The sequence below is a fragment of the Commensalibacter sp. W6292M3 genome, assembly GCF_016101315.1.
Taxonomy (GTDB): Bacteria; Pseudomonadota; Alphaproteobacteria; order Acetobacterales; family Acetobacteraceae; genus Commensalibacter; species Commensalibacter melissae.
The window spans coordinates 554,635-573,422 of the sequence record NZ_JACFQT010000001.1; the positions used below are offsets into that span (position 1 = coordinate 554,635).

An 18,788-nucleotide genomic window follows, 5' to 3' on the forward strand; every position below is an offset into this window, starting at 1 on the left:
TATTTTATTATTTGATAAGGGAAAAAATTTATGACAGATATAGATGCCTTGCAAAATGAAATTGATAAATTATGGGAAAATCGGACCCAATTATCGCCCACAACACAGGGAGTTGCAAGGGAAACGGTCGATCAAGTATTAAATCTTCTTGATATTGGCAAGTTACGGGTTGCAACACAAGCCGATCAAAAATGGACAATACATGAATGGATTAAAAAGGCGGTACTTTTGTCTTTTCGTCTTTACGATAATCATGCGATGAAAAGTGAAATTGGTATTGCCGCTTATGATAAAGTTTCATTAAAATTCAACAATTGGGGGGATGCCGATTTTGCCAAAGCCGGTTTTCGTGCTGTTCCAGGATCAATTGTACGTCGTTCAGCCTATATTGCTTCAAATGTTGTTTTGATGCCAAGTTTTGTCAATGTGGGTGCCTATGTGGATAGTGGAACCATGATTGACACTTGGGTAACGGTTGGGAGCTGTGCACAAATCGGTAAAAACTGTCATATCAGTGGTGGTGTGGGTATTGGTGGAGTATTGGAACCCCTGCAGGCTGCTCCAGTCATTATTGAAGATGATTGTTTTATCGGAGCCCGCTGTGAAGTGGCAGAGGGAGTTATTGTTGAAAAAGGCAGTGTCCTTTCAATGGGTGTATTTTTAGGTGCGTCAACGAAAGTAATTGATCGTAATACCGGAGAAGTGTTCATGGGACGGGTACCAGCTTATTCAGTTGTTGTTCCCGGAACCCTTCCGCCTAAAAAAGCGGTAAGTGAAGACGGCAATACTTTACCTGGATTGGCTTGCGCGGTTATTATCAAACGTGTAGATGAAAGGACACGCTCAAAAACTTCAATCAATGAGCTGTTAAGAAGTTAAATACTGAAAAAGATTGGTTCCATTTAATATGCACGATCCCGTGAAGCTATTGCAAGATCTGATTCGTTGTCCGTCAGTTACACCACAAGATCTTGGAGCGCAGGATATTTTAAAAACAAGACTGAAAAAGATTGGTTTTGAAATATATGATTTGCCTTATGGTGAAGGTAATGACAACGTTTTGAATTTTTTTGCGCGTTACGGGTCAGGAAAGCCACATTTATGTTTTGCTGGTCATACAGATGTTGTTCCTGCGGGAAATAATCATTGGCAACATAATCCTTTTCAAGGCGTTATTGAAGATAATATCATTTACGGACGTGGTGCCTGTGATATGAAAGGTGGCATTGCTGCATTTGTGACAGCGGTTGAAAATTTCCTATCTCTTCAAGCTAATTTTACTGGGTCATTAAGTTTTTTGATTACCGGGGATGAAGAAGGGCCTGGTGTTAATGGTACTGTTAAAGTGCTTGAGTGGATGAAGAAAAAGAATCATATTCCTGATTTTTGTCTGGTGGGTGAACCAACATCAGCACAGGAGTTGGGCGATGTAATTAAAATTGGGCGTCGGGGTAGTTTGAATGCGGTTATTACTGTTGAAGGTACCCAGGGACATGTCGCCTATCCTCATCTTGCAGATAATCCAATTCATAAATTGATGGAAATATTAACATCTTTAACAATATTACCTTTGGATAAGGGGAATAAATGGTTTCAGCCTTCATCTGTTCAAGTGACATCTATTGATGTAGGGAATAAAACGACAAATTTAATTCCTGCCACTGCGACAGCGCGATTAAATATTCGTTTTAATCATTTACATAATGGGAATTCTTTAATAGGCTGGATTGAAACTCAAGCCAGACGTGTTGCAGAACATTGTCAAATAGATATAGTTGTATCTGGTGAGGCTTTTTTGACTGAACCAGGAAATGAAGTGCAGGCAATTTGTTTGGCAATTGAAGAAATATCATCTGTTAAACCACGTCTGGATACAGGGGGGGGAACCTCCGATGCTCGGTTTATTTCAAATTATTGTAATGTTGCTGAATTTGGTCTTGTCGGGCAGACTATGCATAAAGCGAATGAAGCTGTACCCACTGAAGATTTAAAAAAATTAAGTTCAATTTACACACAGTTTTTGAAAAATTATTTCCTATGACACTTAATTCAAATAATCAAAAAAAATCTTCTGATTCAAAGCTCAAAGATATTTTCAAGGGGATGCTTGCTCTGGGTGGTGGTAAGGAAGAAGGGATAAATTTGTTTCCTTCTTCAACAGATGGAGTGTTAAGTGCTCTGGCACCGTGGATAGCATTATTGGTGGTCATTGATGGTTTTAATATATTAAGTGTTGTTCAGGCAAAAAAAGCATATTTATTTATTTTTACCATATCATTATTTTTATATAAATTATGTACAGTATTACTTATACCGATTTTGATTCATTCTTTTTCCGTTCTTTGGCATAAGGAAAGATTTTGGAAAAGAACAGTTTCAAGTTATTGTTGGTGTCAATGGATGCCAATTTTAGATTTGATTATAGGTATGATGATTGTATCGTTACCTGGTTTTACGCCATCAATTATATTGGGCTTTATGGCGGTTTTAATGATTTTATATCTGGCTTACATGATCTGGATATCATGGATGACAATTAAAGTGGGATTACAGATTAACAATAAACAATCTCTAATCGTTGTTATCAGTTTGTTTTTTTCTGAAGTAATATTGTTGTTTGTTTTGTCAATTTGTAACAGTGATACACTGGTCAGACTATCACATGAATTGTCAGCTGTTCACTGAAAAGGGTCATCCGGATAGGTTATTTCCTTGAGGAACAAACCTGCTGCAGGAGCTTTGATTCCTGCCAATTTTCTATCTTTACCCTGTAAAATTGCATAGGCCTGTTTTATTGGCCAATATCCGTCTCCAATCATTTTAAGGGTTCCTACCATATTACGTACTTGATGATGTAAAAATGAACGGGCCTGTGTTTCAAAATAAATTTTATCATCAATTTGATAAACGTTAAATTTGTCCAAAATACGGATTGGTGACTTTGCCTGACATGCAGTAGCTCTGAATGATGTAAAATCATGGCTTCCCAATAAGGTTTGAGCAGCTTCGTTCATAGCATCGACATTTAATTTCTTTCGTACATGCCATACATGATTAATATCCAAAGCAGGACGGCTCTGACGGTTGAGAATGACATAAATATATTTTCGTTTTATTGCAGAAAAACGTGCATTCCATTCTGCATCAACCAGCCCTGATTGCAAGATTGTAACGGCATGAGGTTTCATATAGTAATTTAAGCCATCGCGAATTTTTTTGGCTGTTAAGGGTATATGTGCCGGAAAATCAAGATGGGCCACTTGTCCCAAGGCATGAACACCGGCATCTGTCCGACCGGCGGTAATGCTGGCTATTTTAAATTGACCGTTGCATAGTTTGCAGGCAGCCTCTTCTAATATTTGCTGAACAGAAAGGCCGTTATCCTGCCGTTGCCATCCAACAAGACCTGTACCATCATATTCGATTTTGACGGCCCATCTCTGTATGGTAAAATTCATTAGACAAGTTTTGTATTTAATTTGAGATGATAACCTTTGAGAAATTCATTGATTGGCATTTTTTTCTTTCCAGTCAATTGTAATTCCAGAATTTTAAGGACCTGATTTTCACCACATGCCACATAAAAATCAGGATGTATAATTGTTCCAGATTCTGCCATGCTTGATTGAGAGCTGAGCTCAGCTTTAAGAATCTTAAGTAATTTTCCTTCTAGAAAGCAGAATGTCCCAGGCCAGGGTGTCAAGGCACGAATTTGTCGATCAATAGATTCAGCTGATTGATTCCAATCAATTTTGCCATCCTCTTTTGTCAATTGCCTAGCGTAGGTTGCGAGCCCTGATAATTGTGGAACTGGTTTTGAATTTGGATTTTCTGTCAATTCTGAAAGGGTTTCAAGTATGAGTTCACCCCCTAATTGCGCAAGTTGATCGTGAAGAATTTGAGTTGTCGTTTTTTTTGTAATTGGAATAGGCTTTTCAATATAAACGGCTCCTGTGTCAAGACCTTTGTCCATCTGCATTATGCTGACACCTGATTTTTGGTCACCTGACCAGATTGCCGTCTGAATAGGCGAGGCTCCTCGCCAGCGTGGAAGAAGACTTGCATGGATATTGATACAGCCTAATTTAGGTAGTGTAAGTATTTCTTCAGGTAGAATAAGTCCGTAAGCTGCAACTATGGCTATATCAGGATTAAAAGAAGCGAACTGTTCAAATTCTTTTGGCTGGTTTTTTAATTTGATGGGTGAAAAGACGGGAATATCCAATTGCTCGGCAATATTTTGCACGGCACAGGGAGTTATTTTCCTCCCTCTGCCAGCAGGGCGGGGAGGTTGACAATATACGGCAACAATTTCATGTCCGGCTTGATAAAGTGCCTGTAAAGCGGGAACAGCAAAATCCGGTGTTCCCATGAAGACAATACGCATCCTAGTTTCTCGTATATATAATTAGCGGTGCCTTTTTTGCTCTTTGATAATTTTACGCATAATAATGTTACGTTTAAGGCTTGAAATATGATCCACAAACAATATTCCATCAAGATGATCTGTTTCATGTTGAATACAACGTGCAAGCAATCCATCAGCCTCCATTTCTTGGCGACTTCCATCAATATCCATATAGTTGATTTTAATTTTTTCAGGGCGAATTACATCGGAATATTGATCTGGAAAAGACAGGCAACCTTCTTTATAACTTTCCAATTCTTCTGATTTCTCAATAATTTCAGGATTTATAATGACAATTTTTTCTGGCTGATTATTCTGCATGAGATCAATAACGAAAAATCTCAGCCCAATTCCAACCTGAGGAGCAGCCAAACCGATACCACCTGCCTTGTACATGGTTTCAAACATCATGGGTAAAAGTCCTTTTACGTCTTTCAAATCCTCTTTTTCAACGATTTTGGTTTTTTTACGTAAAAAAGGGTTGGTTGCAAGTAAAACAGGTCTTGTTTCAATATCGTCATTCATTTTCTAAATTTGTGCCATAGTTTAAATTATTCTATCATTGTCTATATAAAGATTTAATATATTAATACAATATTTTGTTATGGTGCGAAATCTAATTTTAAAAGATATAATACTTGTAGTCCTTGGCGATTATTCCATATAATAAAATAGATAGGTGCCATTTTGGGCCTAGTTATATGTCTCGCTTCAATATATTAAAGGAGGGGGCTTTCATGTCAGGAAGGCTTTTTACATCGCCTATGTTCCTGGGCTTTGATCATTTGGAACAGATTTTAGAACGAGCGGCAAAATCGACTTCTGATGGTTATCCGCCCTATAATATAGAACAAATTGGATCTTCCAGTTTACGGATTACCTTGGCTGTAGCTGGTTTCATGATGGAAGATTTGCAAATAACGCAGGAAGATAATCAGCTGGTCATTCGTGGCAGGCAGCTTGAAGATAATGAAGAGCGTGTATTTCTTTATCGAGGAATTGCGGCAAGGCAATTTCAAAGAGCTTTTATTTTGGCTGAGGGTATCAAGGTTGAACGAGCATGGCTGGATAATGGGTTGCTTCATATTGATATTATCCGTCCCAAACCGGAGACAAGAATTCGCCATATTGAAATAGTGCAAAATTCCAATGCAAGGCGTAAATCATATAATAAAGTTATGTCACAGAAAGTTGGCACATCAGATGCCTATCGCTCTGGTGCGATACGAAGTTTGCAACTTACAGAAAAAGAATGATATTATATTGAAAGATGCAGGATTATCTTGCCATCTGTTTTTAAAGGAGGTCTTGATCAATTATGAAGGATTTCGACATCAAGGAAAAATCTAAATTAATTGCGACCAAGGAAGGTAGTGACGTTGTTGATGTTCGTCATTTAACAGACAATCAGCTAAAAGCCTTGGGTGTGTCCCAATTGGCTTACGTAAAGGAAATCACGATCAATGGTGAACAGGCATTTGCCATTCATGCGGCTGATGGGACACCTATGGCAGTGACGGACAATGCCAAGACAGCATATGCTGCGATCTTGCAGCAGGAAATGATGCCTATCATGGTTCATTAATTGATAATAACAAGATAGTATTCAATATAAAAAACAGGGATTTATCCCTGTTTTTTTGTTCAAGATATCATTCCTGAATCCAGTAGAATTATCCTATCTTCATTTTGCTTATATATGACATTGATACGGTTATTATCCAGATTTTTAAACATCAATACCGGTCTTTCTGATAAATCTAGAACCATGATGGCATCTTGAAGCGATAATGTATCTATATGAGTCGTTTTTTTATCAATGATTTTTGCATCTTTTTGAAACTCCACCGATGTTTCCAAGGGGATATCATTATCAATAATATATTGGTTACCTTCGAATAATTCATGGGCAGAAGGGGCATGATCTCTTTTTGTAATCAACCGTCCCTTATATTTTTTCAGTCTGTTATGTAAATGTTCAAGGGCAATATTAAAAGATTCTTGTACATTATCTGCATTTCCCTCTCCACGTAATGAAAGGGATCGAGAAGCATGGATATGTATCTGACAATGATAATCGGATGGGGATTTGTTAAATGTAACTGAACAATCAACGATATTTTTAAAATATTTTTGCGTGATTTCTTGAAGATTTTGATTAATCTTGTTTCTAAACCAATCAGGAATATCAATTTTATTACCAAAGATGGAAATATCCATTACGGTTCTCCCTTAGTTATATTCCTTACTATTCTAGTATCTAATTTTTCAAAATTAAAGCTTTATCAACGCGTGGGTGGTAATTGTTCTATCATTTTAGTTAACGGTAAGATCTATAGTTAACTTTTAACTGTTAAGGTGAATTATAATGTGAATTTTTCCCCCAAATAAACTCTACGTACATCTTCATGAGCGACCACTTCTTCAGGACGTCCTTCCATAAGAAGCTGGCCACTGTTCATGATATATGCCCTATCAATAATTTCCAGGGTTTCTCTTACATTATGATCCGTAATTAACACACCAATTTCACGATCTTTGAGATGGGAAACAAGATCACGAATTTCTCCGACAGCAATTGGATCAATTCCAGCTAAGGGCTCATCCAGAAGAATGTAATTCGGATCGCTTGCAAGCGCTCGGGCGATTTCCAAACGGCGTCTTTCTCCACCAGATAGGGAAAGGGAGGGGGAATGTCGTAAATGTGAAATTCCGAATTCCGCCAATAATCCATCAAGCGTTTCATGTCTTTTATCGGCATTGGATTCAACAACTTCCAAAACTGCCATAATATTTTGTTCTACATTCAACCCCCTAAATATACTTGCCTCTTGAGGCAGATAACCAATGCCAAGTCTTGCTCGCCGATACATTGGCAATTTGGTAATATCTGTGTTATCAAGGCGAATTGATCCTGTATCTGGCTGAACTAACCCAACAATCATATAAAAACTTGTAGTCTTGCCAGCACCATTTGGGCCCAAAAGACCGACAGCTTCTCCTCGATGAACGCGTAATGACACGTTTTTGACAACCTGTCGTTTTTTATAGGTTTTTCCTATGTTGTCTGCAAATAGCCCTTCATTATCAGGTAAATTTTTGGTTGATGATGTATTATTGGAAGCAGATTCGGTTTCAGGCATGGAATTTGAAACTCACTTATAAAAATTAAAAACTATTTTTTATCGCTTGGTTGATTATTTTGATTTGCTTGGTTTGGAACGACCAGTCCCTGGACTCTTTGACCAGGCATTTCTGTCATGTGAGCAATACCGGTATGCATGTTGATAATGGCAGCATGACCATTTAGCTGGTTTTGGCCTCTTGTGATATGAACATTGCCCACGATGCGGGCGATTCCTGTATTGGGAACATAAACACCGCGGTCTCCACGAACAGTTTCAGATTGGGTTCGCACGACAACGTTACCAAATGCGTTGACTTTTTCCAACTTTCCGGATTTGGTAAGGTCATCAGATTTCTTACTGTCAGTCACGTTATTTTTTTGTTCAGGTTTTTTTTGATCATCAGGGCTGCTATAGCCAACCAGTACATCCGCATTGATTTGTCGACCATCCTTGATATTAATTACGGTTGCATCACCCCGACCAACTGACATTCTGGTTTGGGAGTGATATTCCATGGCATCTTTTGCGGTCATGACATTTTGAGGGGTGGTTAATTTCATATGTTTACCCGTTAAAACCAGGGTTGCCTGATCAATATCATAAACTGCTTTATCTCCCCAGGCCTGATCGGTATTCGTATAAATATGAACATGACCATAAGCGTACAGACGATATATTTCATTTGAACCTGAATCGCTTTGAGTTATATCACCGCTTTTTTGTTGAGGATTGAGGTTTTGGGAGGACTTTGATTCTGTATCGCCAGCTTTTTTTCGATAATAGGCGATAAGTCTGTCTGCTGTGACCGTTACATTTTCACGAACTGCCTTGGCTTGAGTATAGGCGGTCACTTTTTTGGCGTTTTGATCCCAGTCAAATCCTCCAAGAGCTGTAACCGTAATCTGTCCACCATGTGATAGATCAATACTTTGAGCATGGACAGTATGGATGTTGAAAAAGCCATAAAAGATACTAGAAATGGCAAAAGGTAATAAATTGCGTTTATTCATCAATTTTATTCCGATGATTTAGCTTGAGTAGGATTGGAGGAATTATTTTTTTTATCATCATTCAAGACCAATCGGCCTGGTCCCTTAAATTGGGCAATCCCGGTATGCAAGTCAAGGAAATAGGTTTGGGCATCCAAGATGCCAAATGGTCCTTCAGCATGAATCCAGTTGTTGCCAGTCACAACAGAGGACTTTAAAGCAACGTCTGCCATATCGCTATACATGAAAACTCCATCATTTCGGTATAAAACAACATGTTTAATCAATCCTAAATCCTGTTCATGCTGTGTATAATTTCCCTTGTCCGCCGTGACCATCATCCAAACATTGTCCTGCAATAAAATATCAGCTTTTGGATTGCCTAGATGGATAAGATTGCTATTGTTAGATTTCTGAACAACTTTTTCAGATGTTATGGTATAGGGTCGATTATGTGTATCCAAGCCATGAAAAGTAGCGTCAATCATGGTTCCACTTTCAATCTTGATACGGGAAAGCTGTTTCATCACCTCCTTGTTGGTATGCAAAGCCCGATCAATCTCCGGCCAGACAGCAATGGAACTTAACAAAACAAGGGCTGTAATTGGTAGGCCCCATTTAACCCACTTCATAATGGTGTTCCGGCGTTCCATTTCTGCGGGTTTAGGAATATGCCGTCTTTCAATGATATTTTGTGATCTATGATTTAGATATTTTTCCTTGTCCTGAAAATCGGTTCTTTCAATTTTGTTTTTTGAACTAGATTCTTCATTCGGTTGACTGTTTGTTGACATATTCATGCAATGCCCGCTCGTAAAAGGTCATGAATGTGCAAAACCCCTATTGGATGATTTCTGGAATCCACTACAAATAAACAGGTAATGGGATGACTATCATTATTCATGAGTTTCAGCGCTTCAGCAGCCAGCATATCGGATTTAATGGTAAGAGGCGAAGGATTCATGATTTCTTGAGTTGTCAATTTTCTTATATCCTTGTTGAATGCTCGTCTTAGATCGCCATCTGTTATCAGCCCGATCAGTCTCCCATCTTCAGAAATAATACCAATGCAACCCAGGGCTTTTTGAGTCATTTCCATGATTGCATCGGTGATAGGCATCCTTGAATGCCCCAAGGGGATATCCTTGTCTGTGTGCATTAAATCTTCAACAATCTTAAGTCTGCTGCCCAATCTACCACCGGGATGATAAATACCGAAATCTGATGCGGTGAAGTGCCTCATTTTCAATAATGTTATTGCCAGGGCATCTCCCATTGCCAGTTGCATTAACGTGCTGGTCGTTGGTGCCAAACCCAGTGGGCATGCCTCCCTTGAATGGGGAAGTGAGAGAATTATGCTGGAATTTTTTGCCAAGGTCGATTGCGGATTGGTTGTTATGCTAATCAATGGGATGCTGAATCGTTTTGCATGAATAATTATATTGAATAATTCCTGGGTTTCACCAGAAGCGGATACAGCCAGAATGATGTCATCTTTTTGAATCATTCCCAGATCTCCATGGGAAGCCTCAGAAGGATGAACAAAGAGAGATGGTGTACCAGTGGAGGCCAGTGTTGATTGAATTTTTTTTGCAATATGCCCAGATTTGCCAATTCCGGTTAATACCACCCGACCATTAATTTCAGATATGAGATTGGCGGTTTCCAAGAAAGATCGAGTAAGTTCGGTTTTGTCTCGAAGTGCATTAATCAAATCCAGGATGCCATTAGATTCTATAGATAGAGCTTTAAGAGCTGTATCAATCTCTGATGAGGCAATTTTGGTCATTTCAATGCACTTGATTAAATTTAATTATTATTAAAACAGATATAATAATATATATAGAGTTTCAAAATGAAATGAAACTGTTAAATTCTTAACCGCGATGATCGAATATATCAGGATCTAGATATCCGAGCTGATCCAGGGTGGCTCTTGTTGGTAAAAATGAAAAACAGGCTTCTGCAATTTCCAAACGATTTTCCCTGATTAATAAAACTTTCAAGATTTCCCACAATTGATGAAGATAAAGAACATCTGCAGCTGCATAGGTCAATTGTTCAATGCTTAGGGTTGGTGAACCCCAATCTGAAGTTTGTTGCTGTTTACTTAATTCAATATCAAGTAATTCTCTGCATAGAACAGCCAGTCCGTGTTTATCCGTAAAAGTTCTGACCAATTTAGCTGCAATTTTTGTACAAATTACGGATTTCATACTTATTTGAAAGGTTTTTTGTAATATCCCGACATCAAATCGGGCAAAGTGCATTAATTTTGCAATGGAGGGATCAGTAAGTAATTTTTTTAGATTGGGGCAGGAATTGAACCCTTTACCACCAAGCCGTTCGGGTACAAACTGGACAATATGAACCTGTCCATCCCCTTTGCTTAACTGAATCAAACAAAGCCGGTCTCGATCATGATTTAATCCCATGGTCTCAGTGTCAATTGCGACTATTTTTCCAAGATCTAGTCCGGAAGGTATATCATGCTGGTAAAGATGAATATGATCGGGAATTTGTTTATTGTTATTTTTCATAATTTGTCCAAGTGTTTATTAAATTTTAGCAAGAAAAAATGAATTGACTTATAATTTCACATTTCCAAGATCACATAAAATTTTCCAATGTTCTGAACTGATTGGCATTACTGACAATCTGGATTGTTTAATAAGTGCTATATCTTCCAGTTCAGGAATGGATTTGATTTTTTTTAGGGTAATGGGTACAGGTACCGAACATATTGTCTCTACATCAACACAAAACCATTTATGTTCTGTATCGGTCGGATCGGGATAGGCTTCTTTATCAATTCTGACAATACCAACAATTTCCTTACCTTCATTGGAATGGTAGAAAAAAGCCAGATCATTTTTTTTCATTAGTTGTAGATTTTTTTTTGCCTGATGATTTCTCACCCCTGTCCAGGGTTCGATTTTGTTTCTCAATTGTTCCTGCCATGAAAAAGCAGAAGGTTCCGATTTAATTAACCAATAATTTGTCATATTTATAAAACATTTATTTTTATACCTATTGTATTATTATCACATATTTTGAAAATTTGAATTAAAATTCAGTCAATCTCAAACGGATGAAATTTATTATAACTCTTTAAAAATATGTAAAAAACAATTTTACAATTTTTGTTGTCCATTTATTCATTTGCAAACCATCATGATTTATTTGATTTCCGCCAGTTGCAATTGTATCTGTATACTGATAATGATTCTCAATATCTCATGTTATTAATTATCATTATCAGTATTTTATTGGATGGATTTTTAAATTGTCAGGAATAAAAAGGACGCTTCAACCTGTATCATTGGCAGTAATGGTCGGATTATTAGGGAATACCGCCATCACCAAATCTGCAAATGCAGAAAAATCGAACAATGCCGTTGCATCATCAGCAAATAAAGTAAATCAACAAATAACAAAAGATCAAACAACAGATAACCAGTCAACAACGAATGAGCATATTCTTGTTCGTGGAAAAAAGAATGATAATATTCTGACGCAGAATACAGGTGTCAGTTTGATGCCACAGGATATCATGCATACCCCTCAGAATATCAATCTTGTTCCGGCCAAAATTATGGAAGAGCAAAATGTCAAATCTCTTGATGAAGCATTAAAAAATGTACCGGGGGTAACCTCTTCCGTTGGGGAGGGACGTGGCGGCATGTCCGGAAATCAGTTTCTCATCCGCGGTTTTCAGGCCCAGAATGATATTTATGAAGATGGCCTGAGAGATTTCGGTGTCTATAGCCGTGACAGTTTCAATTATGAAAATGTTGTGGTTATTAAGGGTCCATCTTCATCTGTATTTGGGAATGGAACTACGGGTGGTGCCATTAATGTTGTAACAAAAAAACCAATTTTGAAAGATCAATATAAAGCTGAATTTACTGGTGGAAACGGTGATTATTACCGTGGCACTTTTGATTTGAACAAGCAGATTAATGATAATATTGCTGTTCGTATGGAAGGTATGGCCAACAGCAATAATGTTGTGGGAAGAGATAATTTATATTCCCATCGTTGGGGTCTGGCGCCATCAATAGCTTTTGGTCTGGGAACAGATTTAAGTTATGTTTTGCAATTTGTACATCAACAGGATGATCGCATTCCCGATTACGGTGTTCCTGTAATTACAAAACCTGGTCATACAATTGGTAGACCTGCGACCGAATATGGAATAAGAAGGGGAAATTGGTATGGTAACAAAATGGATAAGGACCAAACCCAGGATAACCAGGTTACGGGACGTTTAACCTATAACATCACTCCTGATATTGTTATCCATAACGATACTCGATATGGTAATTATCAACGTCAGTTTTCTGTTACACGACCTAAATGTACGCCAGCAGATTGTAGTGACCCATATTTTGATGGTCGTCCTCAGGACGCTATTATTCAAACGGCAGGTCCAAGTCCATATGAACAGAGCACCTGGTCGTTCCAAAACGTTTTATCAACAATTGCCAATTTCAATACAAGTTTTATCAAACATCAATTAACGGCTGGTGTTGACATTGCCTATGCTCATGAAAGCCGTCATTACGGACAATTTTCCGCATCCCTGCCAAACAACAATCTTGTTCATCCAACGGATGCGATTGATTATCCAATACATATCATGCCTGGTGATCCCAACAGTAAAGTAGGGGATCCATCCCGTAGATATGGGCATTCTCGTGATGTTGGTGTTTTCTTGTATGACCAGATATGGTTCACCAAAGCCTGGTCAATTAAGGGTGGTTTCCGTTATGACAACTGGGAAGCGTTTTATAATACCCAAGGGGGCAAATCCTTTACAACTCATCGTATGTCAACGAACGATAATGTGTTCAACCCGACAGTAAGCTTGCTCTTCAATCCTGATGAAAATCAGGCCTACTATTTCACATGGTCATCCTCTACAACGCCATTGGGTATGTATTTGACGAATTCGTATGCACCGATGAAGGATGGTCAAAACGGAATGAAACCGGAAAAAAGCCATTTATATGAACTGGGTGGAAAATGGAGCCTTTTGAATCAGCGACTGGGACTGACAGCATCTTTGTTCCATCTTGAAAAAAGCAACCAGATGGTTAGTGATCCATTGTCAGGAGCGGTGACAAGTACGGGTGACAAAGGTTACAATCAGGGGATTGAATTGGGTATATCCGGTAATATCACGAATAATTGGAGCGTTTATGGTGCCTTTGCTGCATATCATAGTAAAGTTACAGGTTCTTTAACGCCAAATATCAAGGGAAATCGCATGTTCTATGTTCCCTCTCATCAGGGAAATTTATGGACAACGTATAATATAATGCCCAATACACCATACAATTTGTTGATTGGTGGAGGTGTTACATGGCGTGGACCAGTTTATTTGAATAACAGAAACAATGCAAAAGTACCATCAAATGTAACGATTGATGCCATGCTTTCTCATAAATTCGACGATCATTGGAAAGTGTCGTTCAATATTTACAATCTGACCAACCGTTTGAACTATGACTCTTTATTCAGTAATCGTGTGACACCATCTAATGGTAGAGCATTCATGTTCAGTTTGAACATGTTAGAATAACTTCAAAATATAATTAGGTTAGTTTGATGATCATTCATATTCCTCAAGTTTTAAATAAAGAAGAGTTGGCTTACGTTCAGTCTGTTTATAGACGGGCACCTTTTGTAGATGGTAAGGTAACGGCAGGTGAACAATCTGTCCAGGTCAAGCGTAATATACAAATTGACCAGAAATCATCCGAAAGTAAAGAATTGGGAGAAATTATATTGAAAGCTCTGGGACGTAATCCGATTTTCAATTCAGCAGTTGTTCCTTATCGGGTTTGCCCGCCTTTATTCAACCGTTATGATGAAGGCATGGAGTTTCCCGATCATGTGGATAATGCGTTACGTCCAATTCATGAAGCCAATATGCGTATCAGAACGGATGTATCCTCGACTTTGTTTTTAAATAATCCTGAGGATTATGATGGTGGAGAGCTGATCATGCATGATCCAAGTGGTGCGCAATCAATCAAGCTTCCTGCTGGCGACATGATTGTTTACCCAACCTACAGCTTGCATTCTGTCAGCAAAATAACGCGTGGCAGTCGTTGGGCATCTTTTTTCTGGACCCAGTCAATGATTCGAGATTCTGACAAGAGGCGGGTTTTATTTGATCTGGATATGTCGATTATTAAGTTAAGAACCAGAATGGATGATAATGATCCTCAGATTTTAGAGTTGACAAATGTTTATCATAATTTGATGCGGTTATGGTGTGAGCTATAGATTGAAATAATTTTTAAAAAAGCACTAAAAAAATAAAGTGCTTTTTTTGATTAAAACCTAATGAAATAAAAACATATTTATTAAATATATTTTTATTTATTGACCTTTATAAATAAAAGAAAACCAATCTGAATGCCATAATGACTGTGCTTACTTGTTCGGTATAATATAAATCAATTATCCGTTGGGTATAGTTTCATTATTCCATAAGGATTCAAATGTTTGTCGTGGTTTGATAACAAATAATCTTTTATCCTTGATCATCAATTGTAAAGCTTGGGGACGGGCATTATAAGAGGAACTCATGACATGTCCATAGGCACCGGCATCCAGAATGGCAATTTCATCATTTTCCCTTAGTTGGGGAAGTAATCGTTGGCGAGCAAAAATATCACTGGATTCGCATATTGGACCGTCAATATTCTGTTTTTCCAAGGGACGCTTATATATTTCAGCCTGTATAGGTAAGATACCGTGCCACGCATCATACATCGCTGGACGCAAAAGGTCGTTCATGGCAGCATCAAGAATAATGAAAGGGGATGCATCTGGTCCATTGTTTTTTCTTCTGACTACTTTGCTGATCAGGATGCCTGCCGGACCAACCAGCCAGCGGCCAGGTTCAATGCAAATACGGATATTAAGGGAAGAGAAAATTTCTTGCATTAAATTAGCTAGAGCATATGGGTCGGACTCTTTTTCGTCATAGTAAGAAATGCCAAAACCACCTCCACAGTCTAGAACAGAGACTTCTAATCCTTCTTTACGTGCTTGTTTAACAAGTTTCGCCATTTTTATAAAAGCTTTTTTATAGGGCTCTACAGATGAAATCTGACTACCAATATGGACATCAAACCCCAATGGGAGAATATTATCCAATTGGCTTGCTTCTTTGTAAATCTGAAGAGCTTGCTCATAAGCGATACCAAATTTGTTTTCCGCCAAACCTGTAGTAATTTTATGATGCGTTCTGGCATCGACATCAGGATTGATTCTTAAACAAATTGCGGCTTTTTTTCCTGTATCCATTGCTATTTTAGAAATAAGATGAAGCTCTTCACGGCTCTCAACATTGATTTGGCCTATTTCTAATTGAATGGCGGCTTTTAATTCTTCCTCTGTTTTTCCCACTCCTGAAAAACAAATTTTTCGTGGGTTGATATTGACTTTTAGTGCTCTCTTTAATTCACCCAGACTGACAATGTCAACTCCCGCTCCTTCTTTTGCCAAAAGATCAAGTATGGCCAGATGATCATTTGCTTTCACGGCATAATGAATAGAAATGTCCATTTTGTTTTGCAGAAATGCTTTAGAAAGTTTTTGAAAACGTGATGTTAATATATCTGCATTGATTACCCATACCGGACTACCATAATGATCAGTAAGAGATTGAAGTGAAACTTTACCAAAACAGAGTCCCATCTTTTCATCAATAATAAAGTCTGGATGCGTTTGTAAAAGGGTTTGATAATTTGTTTCAGGTTCGGTTTTAGAAGATGACATTAATCAAAAAGCCTTTAGTCGGAAAAAATAATATTATACTGATTTTATAACAATCTATAAAAAACAGTGGGATAGAATAATATAATTATTCTTTATTAAGGAAAAAATAAATAGCGATAAGGGATGGAAAATTGAATATTTTTATCAGAATATTTGCATGTACGATATTTATATTGATTTCAACTTTATCCTATTCCGTTCCCGCAAAAGATTTGCCAGGCATTAGTCAAAAAAACAATCATCGACAATTGGTAAATGCTGCAGAGAAACCTTGGCAAATTTTGGGACGTGTACAAACAGAGCTTGGTACGCATTGTACGGGATTTCTTGTCAGTTCAAGATTGGTGATAACTGCAGCTCATTGTTTATGGATTAGAAAAACCAATCATTTTGTCAATCCACATTCTGTTCATTTTCTTCTGGGATACCAGCGACAAACTTACCGATCAGCTTATAATGTCCTTAATATTATTAAATCAGAAAATTATAAGGGAGAGGGTTCGGGAAAAGCCACATTGGACAATATTCATCATGACTGGGCCTATCTTGTGCTTAATGATGGAAAAACAAATCAAGAGGATTTTTTCGGTTTTAATAAAGATCAACCTTATATCGGTATGAATATATATCTGGCTGGTTATGATCAGGACCGTCAGGAAGTCTTATATGCTGATCAAGAATGTCATGTAACCGATATATTAAAAAATAATGAGGGTAAAACCATTCTTGCGCATGACTGTCAAGCCACATATGGAAGTAGTGGTGCCCCTTTGTTTACAGTAAATAAAAATAAGGAATGGGTTATAACAGCCATTCAGATTGCCGCTTATTCAGATCGTCCTGGTGGTATGGCGCTATTACTCACCAATCCACCCAGGGATTAATCGATTAGTCTTGAGGTGGATAGGCTCGGGGATAAATTACTTTTTCAGGGGGACCAACCGGTTTAGGAGATGACTTTTTGCCACATCCAGACAGGGTGATTGTGAGGATTGCAAGACTACCAAGAGCGAAAAAAAGAGAAAAAAAACGTTTCATGATATATCCTTTAATTTATCGATCCATATTTTTGCAGATTTTCTTACATTTTTGGGAGCGGTGCCGCCTTCACTGGTTCGAGAGGCAAGTGAGGACTGAACTCCTAAAACTGAATATATATCATTGTTAATCAAAGGTTCGATTTCCTGCATTTTTTGTAAAGGTACATTCTCAAGAGCAAGATTATGTGTTTCGGCATAGCTGACAATTTTTCCTGTAACATGATGAGCTGTTCTGAAGGGTAATTTTAATTCTTTAACCAGCCAGTCTGCGAGATCTGTGGCTGTAGAGAAACCGGACCCTGCCCAATAGGCCATATTGTCTTGATTGGCCTTTAAATCTGCAATCATTCCTGAACAAGCGGCTAAACACAGAATAATAGTTTCGGTTGCAGCAAAAACCTGTTCCTTGTCTTCTTGCATATCTTTAGCATATGCGAGAGGAAGACCCTTCATAACGGTCAAAAGTCCTGTAAGCGCCCCTGAAATTCGTCCAACTTTGGCCCGAACCAGTTCGGCGGCATCTGGATTTCGTTTTTGTGGCATGATGGATGAACCTGTAGTATAGGCATCTGAAAGCTGGATAAAAGAAAAAGGAGGTGAACACCAAATTACAATTTCTTCCGCCATGCGTGAAAGATGAATCGACATGATGGAAAGAGCGGAAAGATATTCCAGGGCAAAATCACGATCAGAGACCGCGTCAAGTGAATTTGCCATGGGACGGTCAAATCCCAATAATTTAGAAGTCAATTGGCGGTCAATTGGGAATGAGGTGCCAGCTAAAGCCGCCGCACCCAAGGGATTTTCATTTAGTCGTCTGCGTGTATCTATCAATCGTCCCCGATCCCGATTCAACATTTCTGTATAAGCCAGTAAATGATGACCGAACGTTACCGGTTGGGCAGATTGCAAATGAGTGAAACCGGGCATAGCTGTTTCCGCATATTCCAGAGCTCGGGAAGCAAGGGTCAGCATCAGATGATTTATCATTGGAATTAGTTCATCGATATTTTGTCTGATCCATAAACGAAAATCTGTCGCAACTTGGTCATTTCTTGAACGTGCTGTATGAAGCCTTTTTCCCGCCTCACCGATACGTTCTGCCAAACGGGCTTCGATATTCATATGAATATCCTCAAGGGCTCTGCTAAATTCGAATTGACCAGATTGAATTTCTCGCTCAATTTCCCTAAGGCCTTGATGAATACTGTTTTTATCCGTTTCGGAAATTATTTTCTGTTTGGCCAGCATTTCTGCATGAGCTATTGATCCTTGTATATCCTGTTTCCATAAGTTTTTATCAAAGCCGATAGAGGCATTTATTTGCTCCATAATGGCTGAAGGTCCAGAGGTGAAACGTCCTCCCCACTGTTTGTTGGCAGTTTTTTGGTTCAAGAATTCAATCTCCTAATTTGTTGGTATT

General features: G+C 38.3%; 21 protein-coding genes. 8 read left to right on the forward strand and 13 right to left on the reverse strand.

Translation table 11 applies throughout. The annotated features are described in order from the left end of the window. Positions 1-30: 30 nt before the first annotated feature. From dapD to H3T57_RS02505, 3 genes are read left to right on the forward strand one after another with little or no spacing between them, the layout of a single operon-like run. Complete coding sequence (gene dapD / locus H3T57_RS02495; protein WP_198193053.1) at positions 31-879, forward strand: 2,3,4,5-tetrahydropyridine-2,6-dicarboxylate N-succinyltransferase; 849 nt, start codon at positions 31-33, stop codon at positions 877-879. A gap of 28 nt (positions 880-907) precedes the next feature. After that, positions 908-2,041: a succinyl-diaminopimelate desuccinylase gene (gene dapE / locus H3T57_RS02500; RefSeq protein WP_198193061.1), complete on the forward strand. Its 1,134-nt coding sequence runs from the start codon at positions 908-910 to the stop codon at positions 2,039-2,041. Further along, the gene (locus H3T57_RS02505; RefSeq protein ID WP_110438137.1) at positions 2,038-2,685 is read left to right on the forward strand and encodes a hypothetical protein; all 648 of its coding nucleotides are present in this window, start codon (positions 2,038-2,040) and stop codon (positions 2,683-2,685) included. The genes dapE and H3T57_RS02505 overlap by 4 nt, the downstream gene beginning before the upstream one ends. Here H3T57_RS02505 and truA read toward each other — a convergent pair. Genes truA through def form a run of 3 tightly spaced genes read right to left on the reverse strand, consistent with a single transcriptional unit; the run spans position 2,679 to position 4,933 of the window. Next, the gene (gene truA / locus H3T57_RS02510; RefSeq protein ID WP_198193063.1) at positions 2,679-3,458 is read right to left on the reverse strand and encodes a tRNA pseudouridine(38-40) synthase TruA; all 780 of its coding nucleotides are present in this window, start codon (positions 3,456-3,458) and stop codon (positions 2,679-2,681) included. The genes H3T57_RS02505 and truA overlap by 7 nt on opposite strands. Continuing rightward, positions 3,458-4,387: a methionyl-tRNA formyltransferase gene (gene fmt / locus H3T57_RS02515; RefSeq protein WP_198193065.1), complete on the reverse strand. Its 930-nt coding sequence runs from the start codon at positions 4,385-4,387 to the stop codon at positions 3,458-3,460. Before fmt ends, truA begins: the two co-directional genes overlap by 1 nt. A gap of 21 nt (positions 4,388-4,408) precedes the next feature. Beyond that, the gene (def, locus tag H3T57_RS02520; RefSeq protein WP_198193068.1) at positions 4,409-4,933 is read right to left on the reverse strand and encodes a peptide deformylase; all 525 of its coding nucleotides are present in this window, start codon (positions 4,931-4,933) and stop codon (positions 4,409-4,411) included. A gap of 212 nt (positions 4,934-5,145) precedes the next feature. On the opposite strand from def, the gene H3T57_RS02525 reads away from it, so the two are divergent. Both H3T57_RS02525 and H3T57_RS02530 read left to right on the forward strand, forming a co-directional pair. Continuing rightward, entirely contained in the window at positions 5,146-5,664 is a 519-nt protein-coding gene (locus H3T57_RS02525) for an Hsp20 family protein (protein WP_122123698.1), read from the forward strand. Positions 5,665-5,726: 62 nt separating this feature from the next. After that, on the forward strand, positions 5,727-5,993 hold the full coding sequence (locus H3T57_RS02530) for a DUF1150 family protein (protein ID WP_110438132.1): 267 nt from the start codon (positions 5,727-5,729) through the stop codon (positions 5,991-5,993). A 59-nt stretch (positions 5,994-6,052) separates the two neighbouring features. Here the strand turns inward: H3T57_RS02530 and hpf are convergent, their stop codons facing one another. From hpf to H3T57_RS02565, 7 genes are all read right to left on the reverse strand, one after another. Continuing rightward, positions 6,053-6,628, reverse strand: a complete 576-nt coding sequence (gene hpf, locus H3T57_RS02535) for a ribosome hibernation-promoting factor, HPF/YfiA family (RefSeq protein WP_198193076.1) — start codon at positions 6,626-6,628, stop codon at positions 6,053-6,055. A gap of 143 nt (positions 6,629-6,771) precedes the next feature. Continuing rightward, complete coding sequence (gene lptB / locus H3T57_RS02540; RefSeq protein WP_122123696.1) at positions 6,772-7,551, reverse strand: LPS export ABC transporter ATP-binding protein; 780 nt, start codon at positions 7,549-7,551, stop codon at positions 6,772-6,774. 32 nt (positions 7,552-7,583) lie between these two features. Further along, positions 7,584-8,546 (reverse strand): LptA/OstA family protein, encoded by a 963-nt coding sequence (locus tag H3T57_RS02545; RefSeq protein WP_198193078.1) that lies wholly within the window; start codon positions 8,544-8,546, stop codon positions 7,584-7,586. A 5-nt stretch (positions 8,547-8,551) separates the two neighbouring features. After that, complete coding sequence (lptC, locus tag H3T57_RS02550; RefSeq protein WP_230880503.1) at positions 8,552-9,325, reverse strand: LPS export ABC transporter periplasmic protein LptC; 774 nt, start codon at positions 9,323-9,325, stop codon at positions 8,552-8,554. Beyond that, positions 9,322-10,314, reverse strand: a complete 993-nt coding sequence (locus H3T57_RS02555; protein WP_198193080.1) for an SIS domain-containing protein — start codon at positions 10,312-10,314, stop codon at positions 9,322-9,324. Before H3T57_RS02555 ends, lptC begins: the two co-directional genes overlap by 4 nt. A gap of 88 nt (positions 10,315-10,402) precedes the next feature. Next, complete coding sequence (locus H3T57_RS02560; RefSeq protein ID WP_155566906.1) at positions 10,403-11,065, reverse strand: ribonuclease D; 663 nt, start codon at positions 11,063-11,065, stop codon at positions 10,403-10,405. A 48-nt stretch (positions 11,066-11,113) separates the two neighbouring features. After that, positions 11,114-11,530 carry an EVE domain-containing protein gene (locus tag H3T57_RS02565; RefSeq protein WP_198193082.1) on the reverse strand — a complete coding sequence of 139 codons (417 nt, stop codon included), beginning with the start codon at positions 11,528-11,530 and terminating at the stop codon, positions 11,114-11,116. Positions 11,531-11,811: 281 nt separating this feature from the next. Between H3T57_RS02565 and H3T57_RS02570 the strand changes: the two genes are divergently transcribed. Both H3T57_RS02570 and H3T57_RS02575 read left to right on the forward strand, forming a co-directional pair. Further along, positions 11,812-14,112, forward strand: a complete 2,301-nt coding sequence (locus H3T57_RS02570; RefSeq protein WP_232349715.1) for a TonB-dependent siderophore receptor — start codon at positions 11,812-11,814, stop codon at positions 14,110-14,112. 26 nt (positions 14,113-14,138) lie between these two features. Beyond that, positions 14,139-14,822 (forward strand): Fe2+-dependent dioxygenase, encoded by a 684-nt coding sequence (locus tag H3T57_RS02575; protein ID WP_198193084.1) that lies wholly within the window; start codon positions 14,139-14,141, stop codon positions 14,820-14,822. Positions 14,823-14,999: 177 nt separating this feature from the next. Here the strand turns inward: H3T57_RS02575 and lysA are convergent, their stop codons facing one another. After that, positions 15,000-16,325, reverse strand: a complete 1,326-nt coding sequence (lysA, locus tag H3T57_RS02580; protein ID WP_198193086.1) for a diaminopimelate decarboxylase — start codon at positions 16,323-16,325, stop codon at positions 15,000-15,002. Positions 16,326-16,456: 131 nt separating this feature from the next. Between lysA and H3T57_RS02585 the strand changes: the two genes are divergently transcribed. Then, entirely contained in the window at positions 16,457-17,209 is a 753-nt protein-coding gene (locus H3T57_RS02585) for a serine protease (protein ID WP_198193094.1), read from the forward strand. 4 nt (positions 17,210-17,213) lie between these two features. Here the strand turns inward: H3T57_RS02585 and H3T57_RS02590 are convergent, their stop codons facing one another. Together H3T57_RS02590 and argH are read right to left on the reverse strand one after the other, a co-directional pair. Then, entirely contained in the window at positions 17,214-17,363 is a 150-nt protein-coding gene (locus H3T57_RS02590; protein WP_198193096.1) for a hypothetical protein, read from the reverse strand. Then, positions 17,360-18,760, reverse strand: coding sequence for an argininosuccinate lyase (gene argH, locus H3T57_RS02595; RefSeq protein WP_230873431.1), 1,401 nt, complete (start codon positions 18,758-18,760; stop codon positions 17,360-17,362). Before argH ends, H3T57_RS02590 begins: the two co-directional genes overlap by 4 nt. Positions 18,761-18,788: the final 28 nt, after the last annotated feature.

Excerpts from the sequence above, each read along its gene's own strand:
- dapD (WP_198193053.1), top strand. The coding sequence starts at position 31 with ATGACAGATATAGATGCCTTGCAAAATGAAATTGATAAATTATGGGAA.
- dapE (WP_198193061.1), top strand. The coding sequence starts at position 908 with ATGCACGATCCCGTGAAGCTATTGCAAGATCTGATTCGTTGTCCGTCA.
- H3T57_RS02505 (WP_110438137.1), top strand. The coding sequence starts at position 2,038 with ATGACACTTAATTCAAATAATCAAAAAAAATCTTCTGATTCAAAGCTC.
- truA (WP_198193063.1), bottom strand. The coding sequence starts at position 3,458 with ATGAATTTTACCATACAGAGATGGGCCGTCAAAATCGAATATGATGGT.
- fmt (WP_198193065.1), bottom strand. The coding sequence starts at position 4,387 with ATGCGTATTGTCTTCATGGGAACACCGGATTTTGCTGTTCCCGCTTTA.
- def (WP_198193068.1), bottom strand. The coding sequence starts at position 4,933 with ATGAATGACGATATTGAAACAAGACCTGTTTTACTTGCAACCAACCCT.
- H3T57_RS02525 (WP_122123698.1), top strand. The coding sequence starts at position 5,146 with ATGTCAGGAAGGCTTTTTACATCGCCTATGTTCCTGGGCTTTGATCAT.
- H3T57_RS02530 (WP_110438132.1), top strand. The coding sequence starts at position 5,727 with ATGAAGGATTTCGACATCAAGGAAAAATCTAAATTAATTGCGACCAAG.
- hpf (WP_198193076.1), bottom strand. The coding sequence starts at position 6,628 with ATGGATATTTCCATCTTTGGTAATAAAATTGATATTCCTGATTGGTTT.
- lptB (WP_122123696.1), bottom strand. The coding sequence starts at position 7,551 with ATGCCTGAAACCGAATCTGCTTCCAATAATACATCATCAACCAAAAAT.
- H3T57_RS02545 (WP_198193078.1), bottom strand. The coding sequence starts at position 8,546 with ATGAATAAACGCAATTTATTACCTTTTGCCATTTCTAGTATCTTTTAT.
- lptC (WP_230880503.1), bottom strand. The coding sequence starts at position 9,325 with ATGAATATGTCAACAAACAGTCAACCGAATGAAGAATCTAGTTCAAAA.
- H3T57_RS02555 (WP_198193080.1), bottom strand. The coding sequence starts at position 10,314 with ATGACCAAAATTGCCTCATCAGAGATTGATACAGCTCTTAAAGCTCTA.
- H3T57_RS02560 (WP_155566906.1), bottom strand. The coding sequence starts at position 11,065 with ATGAAAAATAACAATAAACAAATTCCCGATCATATTCATCTTTACCAG.
- H3T57_RS02565 (WP_198193082.1), bottom strand. The coding sequence starts at position 11,530 with ATGACAAATTATTGGTTAATTAAATCGGAACCTTCTGCTTTTTCATGG.
- H3T57_RS02575 (WP_198193084.1), top strand. The coding sequence starts at position 14,139 with ATGATCATTCATATTCCTCAAGTTTTAAATAAAGAAGAGTTGGCTTAC.
- lysA (WP_198193086.1), bottom strand. The coding sequence starts at position 16,325 with ATGTCATCTTCTAAAACCGAACCTGAAACAAATTATCAAACCCTTTTA.
- H3T57_RS02590 (WP_198193096.1), bottom strand. The coding sequence starts at position 17,363 with ATGAAACGTTTTTTTTCTCTTTTTTTCGCTCTTGGTAGTCTTGCAATC.